12 protein-coding genes, 1 tRNA gene and 1 pseudogene are annotated in these 22,620 nt (G+C 56.9%); 13 read left to right on the top strand and 1 reads right to left on the bottom strand.

The annotated features are described in order from the left end of the window. The first annotated feature begins 11 nt into the window (after positions 1-11). The 11 genes from tolB (at position 12) to OC445_RS15315 (ending at position 17,847) form a co-directional block, all read left to right on the top strand. Positions 12-1,292, top strand: coding sequence for a Tol-Pal system beta propeller repeat protein TolB (gene tolB, locus OC445_RS15370; RefSeq protein ID WP_032874245.1), 1,281 nt, complete (start codon positions 12-14; stop codon positions 1,290-1,292). A 55-nt stretch (positions 1,293-1,347) separates the two neighbouring features. Next, on the top strand, positions 1,348-1,848 hold the full coding sequence (pal, locus tag OC445_RS15365; RefSeq protein WP_003193861.1) for a peptidoglycan-associated lipoprotein Pal: 501 nt from the start codon (positions 1,348-1,350) through the stop codon (positions 1,846-1,848). 6 nt (positions 1,849-1,854) lie between these two features. After that, the gene (ybgF, locus tag OC445_RS15360; RefSeq protein ID WP_054898000.1) at positions 1,855-2,685 is read left to right on the top strand and encodes a tol-pal system protein YbgF; all 831 of its coding nucleotides are present in this window, start codon (positions 1,855-1,857) and stop codon (positions 2,683-2,685) included. A gap of 164 nt (positions 2,686-2,849) precedes the next feature. Then, positions 2,850-3,497 (top strand): 7-carboxy-7-deazaguanine synthase QueE, encoded by a 648-nt coding sequence (gene queE / locus OC445_RS15355; protein WP_034128580.1) that lies wholly within the window; start codon positions 2,850-2,852, stop codon positions 3,495-3,497. A 123-nt stretch (positions 3,498-3,620) separates the two neighbouring features. Further along, a tRNA-Lys gene (locus tag OC445_RS15350) sits at positions 3,621-3,696 on the top strand. Between the two features lie 398 nt (positions 3,697-4,094). Then, on the top strand, positions 4,095-5,807 hold the full coding sequence (locus OC445_RS15345; RefSeq protein ID WP_054897999.1) for a ShlB/FhaC/HecB family hemolysin secretion/activation protein: 1,713 nt from the start codon (positions 4,095-4,097) through the stop codon (positions 5,805-5,807). Positions 5,808-5,837: 30 nt separating this feature from the next. Next, entirely contained in the window at positions 5,838-16,067 is a 10,230-nt protein-coding gene (locus OC445_RS27035; RefSeq protein ID WP_280089495.1) for a filamentous hemagglutinin N-terminal domain-containing protein, read from the top strand. After that, the gene (locus tag OC445_RS15330) at positions 16,064-16,306 is read left to right on the top strand and encodes a hypothetical protein (RefSeq protein WP_054897997.1); all 243 of its coding nucleotides are present in this window, start codon (positions 16,064-16,066) and stop codon (positions 16,304-16,306) included. The genes OC445_RS27035 and OC445_RS15330 overlap by 4 nt, the downstream gene beginning before the upstream one ends. A gap of 262 nt (positions 16,307-16,568) precedes the next feature. Further along, positions 16,569-16,718: a hypothetical protein gene (locus tag OC445_RS15325; RefSeq protein ID WP_164919369.1), complete on the top strand. Its 150-nt coding sequence runs from the start codon at positions 16,569-16,571 to the stop codon at positions 16,716-16,718. A 3-nt stretch (positions 16,719-16,721) separates the two neighbouring features. After that, positions 16,722-17,201, top strand: a complete 480-nt coding sequence (locus tag OC445_RS15320; RefSeq protein WP_054897996.1) for a hypothetical protein — start codon at positions 16,722-16,724, stop codon at positions 17,199-17,201. 250 nt (positions 17,202-17,451) lie between these two features. Next, positions 17,452-17,847 carry a hypothetical protein gene (locus tag OC445_RS15315; RefSeq protein WP_072447133.1) on the top strand — a complete coding sequence of 132 codons (396 nt, stop codon included), beginning with the start codon at positions 17,452-17,454 and terminating at the stop codon, positions 17,845-17,847. A gap of 235 nt (positions 17,848-18,082) precedes the next feature. Here OC445_RS15315 and OC445_RS15310 read toward each other — a convergent pair whose 3' ends face one another. Continuing rightward, the gene (locus OC445_RS15310) at positions 18,083-18,331 is read right to left on the bottom strand and encodes a DUF6124 family protein (RefSeq protein ID WP_181123918.1); all 249 of its coding nucleotides are present in this window, start codon (positions 18,329-18,331) and stop codon (positions 18,083-18,085) included. A gap of 431 nt (positions 18,332-18,762) precedes the next feature. Between OC445_RS15310 and OC445_RS15305 the strand changes: the two are divergent. Then, positions 18,763-22,068 (top strand): annotated as a pseudogene (locus OC445_RS15305) (DUF637 domain-containing protein); the annotation flags it as partial. 3 nt (positions 22,069-22,071) lie between these two features. Further along, a complete protein-coding gene (locus OC445_RS15300) occupies positions 22,072-22,461 on the top strand; it encodes a hypothetical protein (protein WP_198790646.1) in 390 nt (129 codons plus the stop codon). Positions 22,462-22,620 lie beyond the last annotated feature (159 nt).

Genomic DNA, 22,620 nt, shown 5'->3' with positions numbered 1-22,620 from the left:
TTCTTCGAGGAATGCTTGTCGTTATTTGCTGTATGGCAGGGATAGCGGCGGCGGATGAAAAGAACATCCTGGTAACCAGCGGCAGTGATCGGGCCACCCCGATTGCAGTCGTGCCGTTCGGTTGGCAGGGCGGCAGCGTGCTGCCGGACGACATGGCCCAGATCGTCAGCGACGACCTGCGTAACTCCGGTTACTACGCGCCGATTCCAAAAGGCAACATGATCAGCCAGCCAACCCAGGCCAGCGAAGTCATCTTCCGTGACTGGAAGGCGGTGGGTGCCCAGTACCTGATGGTCGGCAGCATCACGCCGGCCGGCGGTCGCCTGCAGATCCAGTACACGTTGTTCAACGTGGCCACCGAGCAGCAGGTCTTGACCGGCAGCGTATCGGGTACCGCCGAACAACTGCGCGACATGGCTCACTACATCTCGGACCAGTCGTTTGAAAAACTCACCGGTATCAAGGGGGCGTTCTCGACGCGCCTACTGTATGTCACGGCTGAGCGTTTCTCTGTAGACAATACCCGCTACACCCTGCAGCGTTCGGACTACGACGGTGCTCGTGCAGTGACCTTGCTGCAGTCCCGTGAGCCAATCCTGTCGCCGCGCTTCGCGCCGGACGGCAAGCGTATTGCCTACGTATCGTTCGAACAGCGTCGCCCGCGTATCTTTGTGCAGCACATCGATACTGGCCGTCGTGAGCAGATCACCAACTTCGAAGGCCTCAACGGTGCGCCAGCCTGGTCGCCGGACGGTTCGCGCCTGGCTTTCGTGCTGTCCAAGGACGGCAACCCGGATATCTACGTGATGAACATGGCCTCGCGTCAACTCTCGCGTGTGACCAGCGGCCCGGGCATCAACACCGAACCGTTCTGGGGCAAGGATGGCTCGACCATCTACTTCACCTCTGACCGTGGCGGCAAGCCTCAGGTCTACAAGGCAAATGTGAACGGCGGCGGTGCGGAACGTGTGACCTTTATTGGTAACTACAACGCCAACCCCAAGCTTTCGGCCGATGAAAAGACGTTGGTGATGATTCACCGTCAGGATGGTTTCACTAATTTCCGGGTTGCGGCCCAGGATTTGCAGCGCGGAACCGTAAAAATCCTTACAGATACCAACCTTGATGAGTCAGCCACTGTTGCGCCCAACGGCACCATGGTAATCTACGCCACCCGCCAGCAGGGCCGGGGAGTCTTGATGCTCGTGTCCATCAACGGACGCGTAAGGCTCCCACTTCCTACCGCACAAGGCGAAGTCAGAGAACCATCCTGGTCCCCTTACCTGAACTGACGCGGCGCTACAAAAAGAAGTACTTAACACACTGGGGTTCATTAGGAGTTTCACGATGGAAATGCTGAAGTTTGGTAAGTTTGCTGCTCTGGCTCTGGCTCTGTCCGTAGCCGTTGGTTGCTCCTCTAAAGGCGGCGACAATGCCGGTGAAGGCGCAGCTGTTGATCCAAACGCTGGTTACGGCGCCAACACTGGTGCGGTCGACGGCTCCCTGAGCGAAGAAGCTGCTCTGCGCGCTATCACCACTTTCTACTTCGAATACGACAGTTCGGACCTGAAGCCAGAAGCCATGCGCGCTCTGGACGTTCACGCCAAGGACCTGAAAGCTAACGGCGCTCGCGTTGTTCTGGAAGGTAACACTGACGCCCGTGGTACTCGTGAGTACAACATGGCACTGGGCGAGCGTCGTGCGAAAGCCGTTCAGCGCTACCTGGTACTGCAAGGTGTTGCTCCAGGCCAACTGGAACTGGTTTCCTACGGTAAAGAGCGTCCAGTTGCAACTGGCAACGACGAACAGTCGTGGGCTCAGAACCGTCGCGTCGAACTGCGTAAGTAATTCGTCATGCGAACGTGCCGTCGTGCTCTAACTGTATTGGCTCTCAGCTTCGCACCGCTTGCGGTGTGGGCTGCGGTTCCTGTAACGGATAGCAACTCAGGCTATAACAATAGCGGGAGCAGTTATCCGCCAGCGGGTTATGGCACGAACGGCGCCTATGCGGGGGGAGCGGCTACGTCCGCTCCCTCGGCACAGGGCGAACTGTTCAACCAGCTGCAACGCATGCAGGATCAGTTGGCCCAGCAACAAGGCGCCATTGAAGTTCTGCAGAACCAAGTGAACCAGCTGAAGCAAGAAGGCCTGGAGCGTTACCAGGATCTTGACCGTCGTATTGGAGCCGGTGTTGCACCTGCCGCTACTCCTGATAATTCTTCTACCGGTGGCGCACCCAGTGCCGCTGCCGGTGGCGCAGCAGCGGGGGCCGCCGCGGCTGCCCCTGCCGCCAGCAGTGAACCGGGTGATCCGGCGAAGGAAAAACTGTATTACGATGCAGCCTTCGACCTGATCAAGGCCAAGGATTTCGATAAGGCCAGTCAGGCCTTCACCGCTTTCCTGCGCAAGTACCCCAACAGCCAGTACGCGGGCAATGCCCAGTACTGGTTGGGTGAGGTCAACCTGGCAAAGGGTGATTTGCAGGGCGCGGGCCAGGCTTTTGCCAAGGTCAGCCAGCTGTACCCCAAGCACGCCAAGGTTCCGGATTCGCTGTACAAACTAGCTGACGTAGAACGCCGCCTGGGTCACACCGACAAGGTCAAAGGTATTCTGCAGCAGGTGGTTGCCCAGTATCCGGGTACCTCCGCGGCGCAGTTGGCCCAGCGGGACCTGCAACGCTTGTAAGCAATGCAGCCCGTTCAGAAGAAACCCGCGCTTGTCGCGGGTTTTTTCGTTAGAATCCACGCCCTTTTATGAAACACGCTTCCTGGGGTTGACGCGTTGGCGCAATCCCTTGAAGTGCCTGACGGAGGCGGACAGCCTGTTTAGCTGTTACGCCCGTGGCGACTATGCAAGACACATTACGTATTACCGAAGTCTTTTACTCGTTGCAGGGTGAAACGCGCACTGCTGGCCTGCCCACTGTCTTTGTACGGTTGACCGGCTGCCCGTTGCGTTGCCAATACTGTGACAGCGCCTACGCCTTCAGCGGCGGCACTGTGCGCACCCTCGACGACATCCTGGAGCAGGTTGCCGGTTACCGGCCGCGCTACGTCTGCGTGACGGGCGGTGAGCCTCTGGCGCAACCCAACGCCATTCCGTTGCTCAAACAGCTGTGTGATGCCGGTTACGAGGTCTCCCTGGAAACCAGTGGCGCCCTGGACATCTCCGCGGTCGACCCGCGCGTCAGCCGAGTGGTTGACCTCAAGACCCCGGACTCCAAGGAAGCCCACCGCAATCGCTACGAGAACATGGACTTGCTGACGGCCAACGATCAGGTCAAGTTCGTCATCTGTTCCCGTGACGATTATGACTGGGCCACCTCCAAGCTGATCCAGTATGGCCTGGAGCGTCGAGCGGGCGAGGTGCTGTTCTCGCCAAGCCATCACGACCTGAATGCCCGTGACCTGGCGGATTGGGTAGTGGCGGACAACCTGCCGGTACGCCTGCAATTGCAGCTGCACAAGTACCTGTGGAACGACGAGCCGGGGCGCTGATCCGGCTGCTGCGATAGGCGTTCTACCCACCGAATTACCGTTCAAATGCGTTTTTTCTGATTTATTTAAAATAAGGTGTTGAATAATCCTTAGAAATCAGTATTATACGCGCCACCACACAGCGGGTCGTTAGCTCAGTTGGTAGAGCAGTTGGCTTTTAACCAATTGGTCGTAGGTTCGAATCCCACACGACCCACCATTTTTGGCGGTTTAGAAAATCCGGAAGGCCCACGCAAGTGAGGATTTCCGGGTTTTTTTTTGCCTGTGATTTGGCCTGCCCGAGTCGACGTTGGGTCAACGTCTGCGCAAATTTCCGTTGTCGTCCAAAAATTCCTTAAATTCAAATATTCATATGCGGACCGGTGCTGACCCAATAGTCCGGGCGTTCGTGTGGGTGCTCAATGTGTATCAAATCTGATACCGCTGGTCGGAAAACAACCAATAACTTCAAGCAATATCCATTCTTATTCGATTATTTTCTTTATTCGTCAGCTAGTTACAGTTTTTTTAGGGCGTTACCTAAAGGTGGGTCAGTTTATTGGCGAGAAACGCGGTCGATGTTAGTTTGCCACCCTTCGTAAATTCGATGGATCGAACATGAATTCCCAACCGCCACGGACTCGGTATTCACTGAGCATTGCCCTGCTTGTCTGCCTCGCCTCCCCCAGCGTGATGGCGGCAACCCTTCCGGGTGATCAGGACCTGATCCGCGACCGGCAAAACCGCCTGTTGGAAGATCAGCAACGCCGCCTTGAACAACTCAAGGAACTGCCCGGCAAAGAGGCCAGGCCCGAAGCGCCAGCAGCCCCGGTGGACAGCCGTTGCTTCCCGATCCAAACCATTGAACTCCAGGGGGCCGACCACCTGCCTGCCCCTGAACGCGAGCGTCTGCTCAAACCGTACACCGGTCAATGCCTGGGCGTCTCACAACTCAACGCCCTGCTCAAAGACCTCACCGACTTCTACATCGACAAGGGCCTGATGACGAGTCGCGCCTACTTGCCGCAACAGGACATGTCCAAGGGGCATCTGCAAGTGCTGGTGGTGGAGGGCAAACTCGAAGGCTTGAAGGGCGCCGACAACAGCAAGTTGACGGACCGCGAGCTGGCCATGGCCTTTCCCGGCAAAAGCGGCGAGATATTGAACCTGCGAGAAATCGAGCAGGCCGTCGACCAACTCAATCGCTTGCCGTCCAATCAAGCCCAAATGGAGCTGACCCCGGGCGAGGCCGTGGGCGGCAGCTCGGTATTGGTCAAAAACACCCCGCAAAAGCCATGGCGCGCCAGTCTTTCACGTAATAACGATGGCCAGAAAAGCACCGGCGAACAGCAGTGGGGCACCGGCTTTGAGTGGGACAGCCCGCTGGGCCTGGCCGATCAGCTGATTCTGCGTGGCGGCCATGACGCGGTCAGCGACCATCAGAAAACCTCCAAGAATGCGATGCTCTACTACAACGTGCCCTGGGGCTGGTGGAACTTCAGCTACAGCTACAACCAGAGCGATTACCGTTCGGTCGTCCAGGGCGACGGTTTCGACTTCAAGCAAACCGGTGACAGTGAAAACCATCAGTTACGCGCTGAGCGGGTGATCCACCGTGATGCCGTGAGCAAGACGTCGCTCAACGTCGGCCTGTCCCACCTGCGCACCAACAACTACATCGATAGCAGCCGCCTCAAAGAGAGCAGCAACCGCCTCAGTGAACTGCAGTTGGGCATCAACCATGGTCGTCGTATCGGCAGTGCGTTCGTCAACGTCGATGTGGGCATGCAAAACGGCACCGGCGCCTTCGACGCCCAAGGCAATCACAACCCCCTGCCTGGCGTGCCGGATGCGCGCTACCGCAAATACACCGCCACCGTCAGCTACCTGCAACCCTTCACGCTGTGGGGCGAGTCGTTCAGTTTCACCAGCCTGGCCACTGGCCAACGCAGCGAAGACGTGCTGTTCAGCCCCCAGCGCATGAGCCTCGGTGGCTCGGCGTCGGTACGCGGCTATAAGGATCAGCAACTGACCGGCGACAGCGGCGGTTACTGGCGCAATGACCTGCGCTGGAGCCGCCCGGTGACCCTCGGTTGGCTGCGCCCGGTGTTCGGCGAGTACGGTGCCAGCGTGGGCTACGACCAAGGCGTGATCCGCAATGGTCGCTACAACGGCGAAGTGCACGGCCGCGTCTCGAGCAACTCCCTTGAGCTGTTCGCCCGCGGCCAACACGTGAGCACCAGCGTGACCTTTGCCCACTCGCTGGAACGACCGGCCGCGCTGCTTGAGCGCGAAGCACCGATCTACTTCCGCATGGATTTCTTCCTGTAATTCAACGCCCAGTTGCAACGAGAATTTGAAATGGATGTTCGCCAATTTGCCTTCCTGGTTCGCCAGCCTTCTGCTGCCCTGAAAAGCCGTGACGCGTTCCTGGGCCTGCCCAAACGTGGCGTGGCGCTGATCCTGGCCAACGCGCTGTTCTGGCAACCGCTGCTGGCCCAGGCCGAAGGCATCGTGGTCAGCGCGCCGGGCACCACGGTCGGCCAGGCGGGCAATGGCGTGCCGGTGGTAAACATCGCCGCCCCCAATGGCAGTGGCCTGTCCCACAACCAGTTCAAGGACTACAACGTCGGCGCCAACGGCGTGATACTCAACAACGCCACCGACCGTACCCAATCGACGCAACTGGGCGGCATCATCCTCGGCAACCCGAACCTGCAAGGCCGCGCCGCCAACATCATCCTCAACGAAGTCAACGGCGGCAGTCCCAGCCAACTGCGCGGCTACACCGAAGTGGCGGGCCAGTCGGCCAAGGTCATCGTCGCCAACCCCTATGGCATTACTTGCAGCGGCTGCGGCTTCATCAACACCCCCAACGTCACCCTGACCACCGGCAAACCGATACTCGACGCAAGCGGGCAACTGCAACGTTACCAGGTTGATGGCGGCGCCGTGACCATCGACGGCCAGGGCTTGAATGCCGATAACGTCGACCGCTTTGAAATCATCACCCGCTCGGCCAGGATTAACGCACAGATCAATGCGCGCAACTTAAGTGTGGTTGCCGGGCGCAATGACGTCGATGCTAAAAGCCTGCAAGCCACTGCCCGCGCCGACGACGGCAGCGCTAAGCCCAAGCTGGCGATTGATTCGACGGCGTTGGGTGGGATGTATGCCGGGGCGATCAAACTGGTGGGCACCGAGGCCGGGGTGGGCGTGAAGCTCGACGGTACGTTAATGGCCAGTGGCGGTGATATTCAGCTCGATGCCAATGGACGACTGAGTTTGGCTAATGCCAAAGCCAGCGAAGCGGTGGTGATCAAGGCCGGTCAATTGGACGCTGCGGGTGCGGTGTATGCCGGCACGCGAGTCGATGTACAAACTACGACAGGCCTGAGCAACCAGAAAAGCCTGGCGGCCCGCGACAGCATCACCGTGACCAGCGGTGGGGCGCTGGTCAACAGCGGCATCATCGAAGCCGGTGTCAACGCCGATGAAAGCCGCAATGCTGGTGGCGATGTCAGTCTGCGCGCGGCAAACCTGAGCAATAGCGGCAGCGTGGTTGCCAGCCGAACCCTTACCGCCACGGCCAACCAAACCTTGAACAATCAAGGCGGCACTCTGAGCGGTACCACCGCCGTGATTAACGCCGGTCAACTCGACAACCGTGGCGGTCGTGTACTGGGTACGGACTCGCTCAAGGTCACGGCCACCGGTCTGGATAACCGCACCAACGGTCTGCTGCACAGTGAAAACAGCACCGACGTTACGGTGACCGCTGCGCTGGATAACCAGAACGGTCGCGTGATCGGCCTCAAGAACCTGACGCTCAACGCCGGCCAACTGACTAACGATAACGGCCTGGTCGCCAGCCAGGCGCAGGCCCGTGTAACCGCAGGGCAACTGAGTAACCAGGCGGGTGAAATCTCTGCCAGCCACACAACCGTGATTGCCACGAACCTAGATAACCGTTCAGGCAAATTGCTGGGCAGCAACCTCAACGTAACCGCCAGCGGTGCCATCGATAACCGCCTGGGGATTTTCTCTGCGACCAGCCTGACAGTACAGGCGGCCAGCCTGGATAACCGCGACAAAGGTTCCATCGCCGCCCAAGGCGTGATGAACCTGACCGTCGCCGGGCTGCTGGACAATCGCAATGAAGGCAACCTCGTCAGCCAGGGGGCTCAACAAATAACCGCAGGGCAGTTGAACAACAGCCAGGGCGGCCTGATGTCCAGCAAAACCACCCTGGCGTTGCACGGCGACAGCCTGATCAACCAGGGGGGCTTGGTCATTGCCGACGGCGCGCTGACCCTCACCGGCGGCGATCTGGATAACAGCCAAGCGGGCGTGATCAGCACCAAGGCCGCCGCGCATGTGCAACTGAACCAGTTGAACAACAGCAATGGCGGCAAGTTGGGCAGCGATGGTGCGCTGACCCTCAACGCCAACCAGCTCGAAAACGGCGCCGGTCGCATCAGCGCCAAGGGCGACCTGCAGGCAACCGTCGGTGTGCTCAATCAACAAGCGGGCGAACTCGTCAGCGACGGTGCGCTGAACCTGACCGGCGCGTCCCTGGATAACCGCAACGGCGGCCTTATCGCTGCCACCAAGGGCGTGGACCTGCGCAGCCAGACCATCCTCAATCAGCAAGGCGAGATCTCCAGCCAGGCCAAGGTGTTGGTGGTCGCCGATCAACTGAACAACACCACCGGCAAGGTCATCGGCGACAGCGGCCTGACGCTCACGGTGCAGCGCCTGCTCAACCAGAGCAAGGGCTTGCTGGCGGGGCGTGAGAGCCTGGTATTGAATGGCGACCAACTGGATAACAGCTTGGGTGGCCGCGTTACCAGCCAAAAAGACCTGACCATTAGCCTGACCGGAGACTTGCTCAACCAAGGGCAGGGCACGCTGCTGAGCGAGGGCGGACTGACCGTCAGGGCTGGCACCCTGGATAACAGCCGGGGCGGTATTCTTTCTGCGGCCAATGCGCTGTCGATCACCATCCAGGGCCAACTGAACAATCAGGCTGGCAAGCTGCTGGCCGATGGCACCGCCACGCTGGTCAGCACTGTGCTGAACAACAGCCAGGGCGGCGTGATCAGCGCCAAGCAACAGGTGGACGTGCGCAGCGCCGGCCTGGACAACAGCCAGCGCGGCAGCATCAGCAGTGACGCTGGCATCACCCTCAACGCAGGGCGACTGGACAACAGCCAACAAGGTTCGATCTTCGCCAAGTCCACGGTCAAGGCAACCCTGACCGGGCTGGACCAACATGATCGTGGCGAGCTGATCAGCAATACCAGCATCGACCTGGACTTGAGCCATGGGCAACTGATCAACCGTGACCACGGCCTGATCGCGACACCGGGCCAACTGCTGCTGAACAACCTGGGCACCGTCGACAACAGTCAGGGCGGTGAAATCTCCAGCACCCAATCATTCCTGTTGATGGCCGATGCGCTGAATAACCGCGGCGGTAAAGTCATCAGTGGCGACAGCCTGCAGGTACGTATCGCCAAGGCGCTGGATAACAGTGTGGAAGGTGTACTGTCCGCCAAGAGCGTTCTGCAGGTGGCAGCTGACAGCCTGGACAACCAGGCCGGTGGCGCGCTCGCCAGCCGTGGTGCGCTGGAGCTGAAGGTCACCGGCGTGCTGGATAACCATAACCAGGGGCAGATCTTTGCCGCTACGGTTTTGACGACCACCTCAGGCTCCTTGAACAACAGCGACAAGGGCAGCCTCTCGGCCGGCACGCTACAGACGCTCAACACCGGCGCGCTGGACAATCACCAGGGCGGGCGAATCGTCAGCGATGGTAGCCAGACGGTCACCGCCGCCAATGTGGATAACCGCGCGGGTGTGATCGGCAGTCAACAGGCGTTGAACCTGACCACTGCCAACCTCGATAACACTGCCGGGTTGATCAACAGCCAGGCTGATTTGACTCTGACCGGGCAAACAGTCGACTCAAGCCTGGATGGCGAAATCTCAGCCAGGGGCGACTTGAAACTCATCGTCCAACAGCTGATCCAGCGCCAGGGCCGCTTGATCGGCGAACGCACTGTGAGCCTCGATCTGCAAGGCGGCAATCTCGATAACAGCGCAGGCTTGATCAGCGCCAAAGGCCCGCTGACCTTCGCGCGCCTGGTTAACCTGACCAACCGAGAACAAGGCGAAATCTCCAGCCAGACGGCGTTCACCATCGCCGCCAAACGCATCGATAACGGTGATCGCGGGGTCATCCTCAGTGCCGATCAATTGCGCCTTGAAGCGGATACCGTGGTCAACGCCAACAAGGGCTTGATCTCCGGCTGGAACGGTCTGACGGTGGTCGGCAATGGCCTCGACAACAGCGCCGAGGGCACGTTGTCGAGCAAGAGTGGCACCCTGCACACTGACCTCACCGGTGTATTGGATAACCACGCGGCGGGCGCCCTGGTCAGCATGGGCAAACAAACGCTCATCGCGGGCAGCCTGAACAATGATCAGGGGATCATCTCCGGCCAGGCCGATGTCGACCTCAACGTTGCCGGTCGCCTGGATAACAGCAACAACGGCCTGATTTCCGCAGCTCAACACCTGGGCTTCAATAATGCCCAGAGTCAAATTCTCAACCGTGGTGGGCGTATCAACGCCGCCAACATCACCTTTATCGGCGAGAGTCTCGACAACAGTGCTGGCCAACTGATCAGCCAGGGCACCTTGGACGGCACCCTCAGTGGTGCGCTGATCAACGCCAACAATGCGCGCCTGGCCAGTGGCGCAGCCCTGTTGCTGAACGCCGCCAGCCTGGGCAACCGAGGCGGCCAACTGGTCAGCCAGGATCGCCTTGACCTGACCCTCGCCAATGGCGATCTGGATAACAGCGCCAAAGGCACCCTCGCCAGCCAGAAAGACCTGGTGATCAAGCTGTTGGCCGGTGACGTTCAAAACCAGCAAGACGGCCTGATGTTCAGCCAGAAGGGCAAGCTCGACCTTACCGCCCGCACCCTCACCAACGATCAAGGCACGCTGCAAAGCCAGACCGATAACCGCCTGCGCCTCAGCGGCGCCCTGAGTAACCAGGGCGGCCGCGTCGACAGCCTCAGTGGCAACCTGGACCTGGAAACCGCCAGTGTAGCCAACACGGCCGGTGGCGTACTCAACAGCAGCAAGGGCTGGGTCAAACTGGTCACTGGGTTGTTCACTAACAGCAACGGCATCACTCAGGCGCAGTCGCTGGATATCCAAGCCAAGGGCGGGCTGCTCAACCAAATGGGGCATTTATCCGCACTCGGCGGTGACAGCCGCATCGTCACCACGACCTTCAATAACCAGGGCGGCGGTGTCTACGCCGATACCTTGCTCAAGGTCACTGCCCAGGCTTTCGATAACCAGGGCACGGCGGCCGGTAAGGGCGGCAAGGTCGGTGCACGCAATATCGACTTTGGCCTCACTGGCGCCCTGAGCAATGGCTATGGCCTGATTGAAAGCGACGACGTCCTGCGCCTTGCTGCGCAAACCATCAACAACGTCGGCGGTAACCTGCGGGCCATGGGCCGTACGGGCACGACCGACATCGATGTTTCCGGCCTGTTCGATAACCGCTTCGGCGTGCTTGAAAGCGCCAACGAACACCTGAACCTGCAAGCCGCCGGCCTGGACAATAACGGCGGGCGCATCGTACACACCGGCACCGGTACGTTCGACCTGACCTCCGACCAAGTCACCCGGGCCGGCGGCAGCTTCGTCACCAACGGCCAGTTGGACATCAAGGCTGCCAGTTGGACCAACAGCAGCGTGATCCAGGCCGGGCGCCTGAACCTCGACATCGGCCAGTTCACCCAGACCGCCAGCGGCCAGTTGCTCGCTGCACAAAGCCTGGTCGGCATTGGCGACACCTGGACCAACGACGGCCTTCTGGCCAGTGATGGCACCCTCAGTGTGACGCTCACCGGTGGCTACAGCGGCAACGGCCGCGTCAGCAGCCTGGGCAACATGAGCCTCACCAGCGCCAGCATGGACCTGGGCGAGAACGCCCGCATTGCCGGCGGCGCACTCAACCAGGTCACTAGCACGAGCCTGAATAACCACGGGCGCCTGACTGCCATCGGCGACCTGACAGTCAATGCCACCACCCTGAACAACTACGGCACCCTGGGCGGCGCCGGAAAAGTCCGGCTGAACGCCACGCACCTGGTCAATGACAAGGGCTTGCTCTTCAGCGGCAACGACATGGCGTTGCGCGTCAATGATTTCAGCAACCGCTATGGCGACGTCTACAGCCTCGGCGCCCTGGACATCGCCCGGGATGATGCGAGCGCGCGCAGCAGCCTGATCGAGAACGTCTCCGGCAGCCTGGAAAGTGGCACCGGCATGCGCTTGCTGGCAGACACCCTGAGCAACCGTCGTGACCAGTTCACCACTGAAATGAAGCTGGTGTCGGGCAACCTCAATATCTATTGGAACGACTACTGCAAAGGCAAAGGCTGCGAGCTGTACTTCAACTCGGTGGAGAAATACGAAGATGTCATCACCGGCAGCTCGGCCTCTGCGTTCATCAACGCCGGTGGCGACCTGACTGTGGGCAGCCAGACCTTCGATAACCTTTACAGCTCGGTATCCGCCGCCGGGAATATCCTGATCAACACCGATGTGCTGACCAACCGCGGCGCGGCAGGCGGCGAAGAGCGTCACTTCAATTCCGGGCTCTATACCCGCGACCGTGGCATCTACAACACCTTCATGGAGCGCCAGAACCAGTTCAACATCTACAACAATCCCAACTCAGGCGACTACCGCCCGGGCCAGATGACGATGGACCAGGTCAGGGCAGGCGTTGGCAATTTCTATGAAAGCAGTATCTATGTAGTGCCCACCACCGGCAGCGTGATTGCACAGGCGGTTATTCAGGCCGCAGGTGCGGTGACGGTCAATGCGACCTCCAGGATCGACAACAGCGTCATCCGCCCCAACGCTACCCACATCGACACCCCGGCGGCCAACCGCAACACCAATTCCGAGGTATTTGCCTCCACCGTCAAGCCGGCGATCACCGCACAGCTACCGCCAGATCTGGCCCAACGCCAGGTCAACCCGGTGACCTTGCCCGGCTTCAGTTTGCCGACCAGCCAGAACGGCCTGTTCCGTCTCAGCGGCCAGGCCGCGAAGGGTGGTGCAGCGGGTAACGCGGCTACCGGTAGCGGTGACTTCAGCGTGAGTGGACGTGTAATCAGCGCCGCCGAGCGCGAGAAAACCCTCGACTACAACGCCGTGCAAGAACGCGGTTTCAGCCTCGATGGCCAGCCCGTCAGCGGTGCAGTCAACGGCCAGGGCCCGCTGGCCTTGGACAACCGCGCGCCCTCCGTCACCCGCGTTCAAGGAATGCCGGACATCGCCCCGGCGGATAACAGCCACAAATACCTGATCGAAACCAACCCGGCGCTCACCGACCTCAAGCAGTTCATGAGCTCCGACTACCTGCTCGGCAAACTCGGCTACAACCCCGACGCCAGCTGGAAGCGCCTAGGCGATGGCCTGTACGAGCAACGCCTGATCCGCGAAGCCGTGGTGGCCCGCACCGGCCAACGCTACATCAACGGCCTTGCCAGTGATGACGCGCTGTTCCGCTACCTGATGGACAACGCCATCTCTTACAAGGACCCACTCAACCTGCAACTGGGCGTGTCCCTCACCGCCGAACAAGTCGCGGCACTGACCCACGACATCGTGTGGATGGAAGAAGCCGAGGTCAACGGCCAGAAAGTCCTGACCCCCGTGCTCTACCTGGCCCAGGCCAACAACCGCCTGGCGCCCAACGGCGCGCTGATCCAGGGCCAGGACGTGAGCCTGGTCACCGGCGGCGACTTGCACAACAGCGGCACCTTGCGGGCCACCAACAACCTCAGTATGGTCGCGGGCAACATCGACAACAGCGGCCTGATGCAAGCCGGCAACCGCCTGGAAATGCTCGCCACCGACTCGATCCGCAACAGCCGTGGCGGCATCATCAATGGCCGCGACATCAGCGCCACTGCTGTGACCGGCGACATCATCAACGAGCGCACGGTCACCACCTTCAAGCAGGAAGGCCAGGGCTATCAACTGCGCAACGACGTGGTCAGCGAAGCCTCCCGCTTCGAAGCCACCGACACGCTCAAACTGAACGCCGGCCGCGACGTGCTCAACCTCGGCAGCAACCTGAAAGCCGGTGGCAACGCCAGCGTAACGGCAGGGCGCGACGTACTGATCGCCAGCCAGACCGAACAGGACGACTACGCCTACCAACGCCGTCGCATCAGCGGCACCGAGCAAACCATCCTGCAACACACCTCTGCCGTGGACGTGGGTGGCAACCTCGCCATCGACGCCCGCCGCGACATCGCCGTGGTCGCCAGCACCGTCAGCGCCGCCAAAGACCTCAGCGTCAAAGCCGGAGAAAATCTGACCCTGGCCGCCGCCGCCAACGAACAACACGACTACTCCAAAGGCAAAAAAGGCGGCACCAAAACCACCACCCAACTCGACGACGTCACCCAACAAAGCGCCGAACTCAAAGCCGGCGGCGACCTGATCGCCATCGCCGGCACCGACCTCACGCTAGTCGCCAGCAAAATCAGCGCGGGCAACGAAGCCTATGTGCACGCTGATAACGAACTGCAAATGCTGGCGGCGCAGGACAGCCACTACTCGCTGTACGACATGAGCAAGAAGGGCAGTTGGGGCAGCAAAAAGACTCAGCGTGATGAAGTGACCGATGTGAAGAATGTCGGGAGCGAGATCAAGACTGGGGGGGATTTGACGCTGGAGAGTGGGGGGGATCAGAAGTATCAGGCGGCGAAGCTTGAGAGTGGGGGGGATATTGCGATTGTCAGTGGAGGGGCCGTCGAGTTTGAGGCGGTGAAGGATCTGCATCAGGAGAGTCATGAGAAGAGCAATAACAATGCCTTCTGGGTGTCCTCCAAAGGCAAAGGCAACACCGACGAAACACTGCGCCAGACCCAGATGGTTGCCGAGGGCAACATCGCGATCAAGGCGGTGGAAGGCCTGAAGATCGACGTCAATCAGGTCAATCAACAGACCGTCAGCCAATCGATTGAGGCGATGGTCAAGGCCGATCCGCAACTGGCCTGGATTAAGGATGCAGAGGCTCGTGGGGATGTGGACTGGAGGCAGGTCAAGGAGATTCATGACAGCTTCAAGTACAGCAACTCAGGGTTGGGGCCTGCGTCGCAGATCATTATTGCGATTGTGATGGCGGCGGTGGTTGGGCCGTTGGCTGCGGGTGCGGCTGCCAGCGCAGGGGCGGGCGTTGGCGTGGCAGCTGGAGCTGGAGCAGTGGCTGCAGGAGCAGCGACCAACGCTACGGTCAGTGTCGTTAACAACCGTGGCAACTTGGGCGCGGTACTCAAGGACGTGACTTCTTCGGATGCGATGAAGGGGTATGTGATTGCTGGCGTCACGGCTGGCATGACCGCTGCATATTTTGGTGATTGGACGGGGACTCAAACAAACACAATCACTGGGAAAGTCACGACGCCAGGTCTACTGAATACGTGGAGCGGTGTCGGTAAATTTGCCGCCAACCAGACGTTGCAAAGCGGCACATCCATGCTGCTGAGCAAGGCACTCGGGCAGGGCGGTAGCGCCAGCGATGCATTAAAAAGTGCGCTGTTCAATACGTTGGCGGCAGCTAGTTTCAATCTGGTGGGAAATTACACCCAAGGTGTAGTTGCCGATGGGTCGGCACCCAAGATTGCGATTCACGCGATGGTAGGTGGTTTGCTGGCTGAGGCTACGGGCGGCGATTTTAAAACCGGTGCGTTGGCAGCGGGGGCGAATGAGGCGCTGGTTACTCATCTGAATACGCTGGTTAACGGCAACGAAGAGTTGCTGACGATGAGTTCGCAGATCGTGGGTGTGTTGGCGGCTGCGGGGCAGAAAGATGCGGACGCTGCCAAGATCGAGAAAGGGGCTTGGGTTGCGCAAAACCTGACGCAATACAATTTTCTGGAGCATCTGCCACCAGGCTTAAGTGAATACGGATCAGCGGCGACTACTCTGGCAAAGGACATGCTGGAAAAAGGTGCCACTAACGACCAAATTGCCCAAGCACAGCTGGAGCTGGCCCAAGGACAAGGTTTTGAAGGGGTTCAACCGGCTAACGAGTTCGTCAAGGCTTGGGGCTATTTTATGGCCGGTGAACTCACAGGTGCTGGGCTGGCGGCAGTATTAGGTCGGCTTGTGATGGGAGGTGCAAAAGGATTGCCTTCCGCCCTGCAAAATTTCGGCGGCCGCACTTTCGATGATCTATCTGCCGCAGCTTCAAATCCTATCAATAAGGAAGGTCTGACAGAGGCTGCTAGGGCGCTCACAAAGCATGCTTCTGGCCAGCGAGCTACTGGAACGTTCCCAAAACTCACAGGTGGAATTGAAAAGCAAAATGCAACTGCACTCGGTATTATTGATGACGTTCTCAAGAATCCAAATTCAACATTCTCAAATTTGAGTCGCGGTGGGCTAGAGGTCCGGGCTCCCGATGGAAGAGGTCTGCGCTACAATAATGATGGCTCATTTTCTGGGTTTTTGGACCCTAAGGCGAAACCATGAAACTTGAAAGTAATTCGGATTTTGAAGTTCTGGGCTTTAGTGATAATCGCTATAAAAGGCTGACTGCGGAGATTCAATATAAAGGCGAACCAATTGCTCAAGTTAATCAGGATAAAGGGGTGGACGCTTTAGAGGTGGAGATCTTTGCTGACTTAAGTAGCGCGACTTTGAGAGTTCCATTCTCTGGTTTTTTTGAGGCGATGATTCTAGCGAAAGATTTCATTGTTGAGTCGGGGTGAGGCTAGAAGAAAAAATGGGGCAAATTTGAGCGTCACTTACTTGACAAGAAAAGGGGGCAGGTTTTTTGAGGTTTGGGCTTTGTGAAGATCTTGAGACGTAGCGGATGAGTCTCTGAAAAAATAAATCTGTCCATTTTTTTTCGTTCAATTACCTTACAAAGGTTCCACCGTTATCGGTCATGCACTATCGAAGCACGCGGGTAGAAATCCTGATATTTGGGGTAAGACTACAGGGTCTATGGCTACTTGGAACGAGCAGGCTATGAAGCAGTTACGTGAAATAATACGTGCTCCCGGCGAGTTTAAGTCGGTGACAACAGAAAAAGGAATTCCATTTATAGAGAAACGTCTTGGCGACGGGCGTGGCATACGGTTGAATTTAGATGGGGCATTTAAAGGGTTTGTCGACTAATTTATGAAAGAGTTATATGAGGTTGTTCTAGGTGGTGTGGTTGAAGACGATATTATTATTCTTCTGAAGGATTTGGAGAGTCATTCGGAGCGCGTCGACGATGTGACAGCTTCAGAAGTGCTCGGTATTGCGAGTTGCTTGGGCCTTGATCAAAGTATGGTTGCGGAGCTTTGTCGTTTTGAAGGTGATGTTTGTGTGTCTGCTAAGTTGTATGGTTTTGATATTGTATCTGCTTCCTCCGATTTTTTTGTATTACTTAGAGTTGTAAAATGTGGGGGCGGTGTTGACGTAGAGCTGTGTTTTGACGATTCTGTTTTTAGTGATGTTGATAAAGTTATGCTTCTACTGCAGAAATATCTGAAAGAGATTTCTGATAGAGTTCGTATGAAGGAGTATTACGGAGGGATGGAGCCTGCTAAAGACTTAGGAACTCGGTACTTTACTGGCGAAATGTTAGGCCCTCTGGTTACGCGTTTTCGCTGACAGGTGGCAAAATGGGTGAGTATAAGCCTACATCCACGAAAACGACTTACGATCCAAAGGTTCTGCCGGATAGCAGGGTGGCTGATATGTCTAGTCGAGCGGCAGTCCAAGCCGAGTCTTTGTTTAAAACCAACCCAGCGTTGAGAGAAGCTAGTATTAAAGTTGATGGCTATCACTTCCAAGTGACACGTAATAGCAAGACAGGAGAAATAACAAATTCCTTTATCACTATGCCCCCGAGGACAAACTAATGGATAGCTTGGCTTGGCTTAAGAGGTTCAAGGAGTCATTTGCTTCAACTGGTCTGGACTATGAAGATCTTTACGAATTGATAGAGGCTTCTATGGCGAGGGGAAGGACTAATTTTCCAGCGTTCATCTATGACGCTTCGCAGGGATTTGGCTTCTCTGTGAGTGAAGGTTTTTTTTACGCCCTTGATCAGGACTGGGACGATCCAGAAAGTTTCAATGAGGTTAGTTTCTTTTTGGGCGAAGTGGAAACTTCAAGTATCCCAGTGCCTGACTACGTTTCCCTGATGAAAATTGCAGCAGATGTTTATTCTGCTTTCTTTCCTGATGATGGGGATGGCGTTCTAAGGTCTGCTGAAAGATTAGAAGAGCGTTACTCAAAAAAATTTTCAGTCTAGTTGGAGTGGAAAAGGGGCAGATTTATTTGATTGCTCTATTGGCGGTTTGCTGTTTAATAACGTGGTTTTATTTTTTGGTACCTGCTAGCTTTATAGTTAGCCAAAATGGATGTCTATAAGGCACCATTTTTTTGTAAGTATTCAATTGTTTAAATATAAGTGATAGATGGGGTAGGCCACGATATTTCGAATAAAACTGCGTAACCTATCCTCATCTATTTTTCTCCATTAAAAATCAGAGGGTTACTGGACTCGTTTTTTTCAGAGCATCGTTTACTAGAAGGTGCGCGCTTTCGATCAGCTGGGCCAACCCGAAGGTTTGAAGTCGCTGTGATCCGTTTGAGGAAAACGCCTGTTCATTCGCCATTGCTGATGCCGAAGCCAAAAGCTCACTCGCATTCACTAATGCTTCTTCGGAACTCAAGCCTGGCCGCACATTGAAAACACTGGCAGGAAAATCGTCATCATCTATTTGCGTGTTCATGAGCGACCCTCCGATGCACCACACATTGAATGAGCGTTAACGGTAGAGCGCGAACATCTCATCACGACTTTTACTTCAATAACTCGGCAGTTTCGATTTGTAGAAAACATCCACTCGATCCTCAGACAGTTAAGAGGCCACCACCTTCGTTGCGACACGAGTGGGTGGTGGACCGTGCGAGGGTCGCAAACCGGTGTCCGAGGGTACCGGCCGGGCAAAAGCCCGCCTCACACGGTCCACCATAGATGCGGTAAGCAGGCATAAAAAAAGCGCCTGCTACAGAGCTATGGCGCTACCGCGCCTCAGACTACTTCAGGTTGCGACACCCGGCCACAGGATTTACTGCGACGCCGAATCCTAGCCAAGTTACTTCCTATGGCTCAACCTCGGGAGGTCGTGGGAAAAGTCCGAAGCTCGTGATCACGGCAATACGTTTCAAAAATGATCCAGTTTTCCGACCGTCCGGCCAACGCTACATCAACGGCCTCGCCAGCGACGACGCACTGTTCCGCTACCTGATGGACAACGCCATCTCGTACAAGGACTCGCTCAACCTGCAACTGGGCTTGTCGCTAACTGCCGAGCAAGTCGCGGCACTGACCCACGACATCGTTTGGATGGAAGAAGCCGAGATCAACGGCCAGAAAGTCCTGACCCCCGTGCTTTACCTGGCCCAGGCCAACAACCGCCTGGCCCCCAACGGCGCGCTGATCCAGGGCCAGGACGTGAGCCTGGTCACCGGCGGCGACCTGCACAACAGCGGCACCCTGCGCGCCACCAATAACCTGAGCATGGTTGCCAACAACATCGACAACAGCGGCCTGATGCAAGCTGGCAACCGCCTGGAAATGCTCGCCACCGACTCGGTCCGCAACACCCGTGGCGGCATCATCAATGGCCGCGACATCAGCGCCACCGCCGTGATCGGCGACATCATCAACGAACGCACCGTCACCACCTTTAAACAGGAAGGCCAGGGCTACCAACTGCGCAACGACGTGGCCAGCGAAGCCTCCCGCTTCGAAGCCACCGACACGCTCAAACTGAACGCCGGGCGCGACGTGCTTAACCTCGGCAGCAACCTCAAGGCCGGTGGCAACGCCAGTGTGACCGCAGGGCGCGACGTACTGATCGCCAGCCAGACCGAGCAGGACGACTACGCCTACCAACGCCGCCGTATCAGCGGCACCGAGCAAACCATCCTGCAACATACCTCCGGTGTTGACGTGGGCGGCAACCTCGCCATCGACGCCCGCCGCGACATTGCCGTGGTCGCCAGCACCGTCAGCGCCGCCAAAGACCTCAGCGTCAAAGCCGGCGAAAACCTGACCCTGGCCGCCGCCGCCAACGAACAACACGACTACTCCAAAGGCAAAAAAGGCGGCACCAAAACCACTACTCAACTGGACGACGTCACCCAACAAAGCGCCGAACTCAAAGCCGGCGGCGACCTGATCGCCATCGCCGGCACCGACCTGACTTTGGTTGCCAGCAAGATCAGCGCAGGCAATGAAGCCTATGTGCATGCGGATAACGAACTGCAAATGCTGGCGGCGCAGGACAGTCATTACTCGCTGTATGACATGAGCAAGAAGGGCAATTGGGGCAGCAAGAAGACTCAGCGTGATGAAGTGACCGATGTGAAGAGTGTCGGGAGCGAGATCAAGACTGGGGGGGATCTGACACTGGAGAGTGGTGGGGATCAGAAGTATCAGGCGGCGAAGCTTGAGAGTGGTGGGGATATTGCGATTGTCAGTGGGGGGGCGGTTGAGTTTGAGGCGGTGAAGGATCTGCATCAGGAGAGTCATGAGAAGAGCAAGGGAGATGCGTTCTGGACATCATCAAAAGGTAAAGGCAATACAGATGAGACCCTGCGCCAGACCCAAATGGTGGCAGAGGGCAATATCGCGATCAAGGCGGTGGAAGGCCTGAAGATTGACGTCAGGCAGGTCAACCAGCAAACCGTCAGCCAATCGATTGATGCGATGGTCAAGGCCGATCCGCAGTTGGCCTGGATCAAAGACGCCGAAGCGCGTGGGGATGTGGACTGGAGGCAGGTCAAGGAGATTCACGACAGCTTCAAGTACAGCAACTCGGGGTTGGGGCCGGCGTCGCAGATCATTATTGCGATTGTGATGGCTGCATTTGTTGGACCTGCAGCTATGGGGGCAATGACCACCGCAGGTGCTGGTATTGGCGTCGCTGCTGGCGCTGGCGCTATTGCCGCAGGTGCTGCGACTAATGCCACGGTGAGTGCGGTTAATAATCGCGGCAACCTCGGCGCGGTATTTAAAGATGTCACTTCGTCTGATGCGATGAAGGGATACGCAGTATCTGGCCTCACAGCAGGTTTCACGGCGGCATATTTTGACGGTTGGACGGGAAGTAAAACGACTCAAGCTTCCGGAAAAATCGACTTACAACTTAATACGCTGAAGGGCGTAGGGCAGTTTGCGGCCAACCAGACGCTACAGAACGGCACCTCGGCCGTGCTTAAAAAAGCGCTGGGGCAGGATGCCGATTTGGGTGATGCGCTCACCAGCGTTTTATTCAACACATTGGCGGCCACCAGCTTTAACGCAGTTGGTGAAATAGGTTTGAAGACGGGCAGTATCGAAAAAGTAGCTACCCACGCGCTCGTTGGTGGATTTATCGCGGAGGTGGCCGGAGGAGATTTTGTTAGCGGGGCTATCGCCGCCGGAGCTAACGAAGCACTGGCAAATCAGCTACGCCGCTTGGCTACCGATATAAGCCCTGAGAAGCGGGACGTCCTTCTAACCACCGCCGCTCAACTGATTGGTGTCGCTGCAGCAGCAGTTGTTGATGGTGGCGTCGACACGAAAAATCTTCAAGTTGCCGCATGGGCTGCTCAGAATGCCACCAATTACAACAGCTTAAATCATGAAGATGCCGCCGATTTTGTAGCAGATATGAATATCTGCGGGAAAGACGTGACATGCCAGCAGAAAACGTGGAAGGCAGGTAAGTACGACGATATCAGCCTCGGAAATTATGAAGAGGCCATGAAAACCGCTGGCCCGGCGTGGGCAAAGTCTCAGATAACAACGCTCGAAGGTGGTTTGTTTGCGCTTAAATCGCTCAACTGCCAAACAGATGTGTGTTTTAACTACAAGCAGACATTGGAGGCTAGGGCGTATGAGAATCTGGATAAGCTCCATACGTTGGTTAACACCTATGAACCTTATATTGCAGGCATAGCTGGTGGTGTTGCTGGAGGCGTGCGTCCTAGGCAACCTACGCTTCGAGAGGGTGAGACAGCAGGTGCGCAGGCTGGTAAATCAGAGGCGTACTGGAGTAAGGTTAAAATCGAAACTGGCGGTGTAAAAACACCCACAAGCTGGCAGGGGTCAGGCCCTGCGCCTGGGGTTTTAGGCTTGGAGCCGGGGTCTGTATCATCTAAAGCTATACAGAATTATTTTCCTAGTACAAAAAACGGTTCCATTGAGTTTGTTTTTGATCCTAAAACTAGCACTTTCGCTGTCGGTAAGCCTACCACTAACCTTGGGGGCTCTCCTCATCAACAGCTGGCAGAAACTATAAAGTCCGACGGATCGGCTCTAGTTGGTGGTATGTTTCGGCGAGGACCCAACGGGGAGGTGATAACGAATGAGTTTAGCGGGCACTACTGGAAAAATTGGACACCTGAGGTCAGAGCTAAGTTTGAGCAGACTCTTAAGCAGTACGATCTCAATGTCAAACATCATCCTGGAATGTAATGTATGAAAGATTCTGAGAGAATTATTTTGGATGGGGGGGGCGTAATTTGCAGATGTGAGTCTGGTCGCTGGAAGCTATCAAGCGATGAAGCTACATGGCCTTTGGTTAGCTTGTCAGATTTCAAAAGAGTTATCTCATTACTTGAGATACCTTTTGAAAGCGTTAAATTAGCTCTAGGACTAGACTTTCCCTACATGAGTGTTGTGAGGGTTGGATTGAGGCACGATTCTGATTATTGGATAAATCTTGCCATTTCTTGGGTCGCGCAAAGTTCGGCTCAAGAGGTCGCTTCCTTTGTAGAAGACCTGAAGAAGTTATCAGTAGATAAGGCTGTCTCACAAAGTAACCGACATTTGGCAAGAAAGGAACTAAAGCGTATTCTTAATGGTTAATTGATACAAGGCGCGCAGTATCCACTGCTAAGGAGTAGAGAAAAAAAGGGGACAGAAAAAAAGAGAAAAAAGGGGACGAAAAAAGGGGGCAGATTTATTTTTTTCCCATTTGCTAGGCTGTAATTCTCTAAGGAAGGAGGTTACCTATGCCCAGAGTGG

Source organism: Pseudomonas sp. Pse35, from assembly GCF_024519715.1.
Lineage (GTDB): Bacteria > Pseudomonadota > Gammaproteobacteria > Pseudomonadales > Pseudomonadaceae > Aquipseudomonas > Aquipseudomonas paracarnis.
This window is presented reverse-complemented; position numbering and strand designations above follow the sequence as displayed.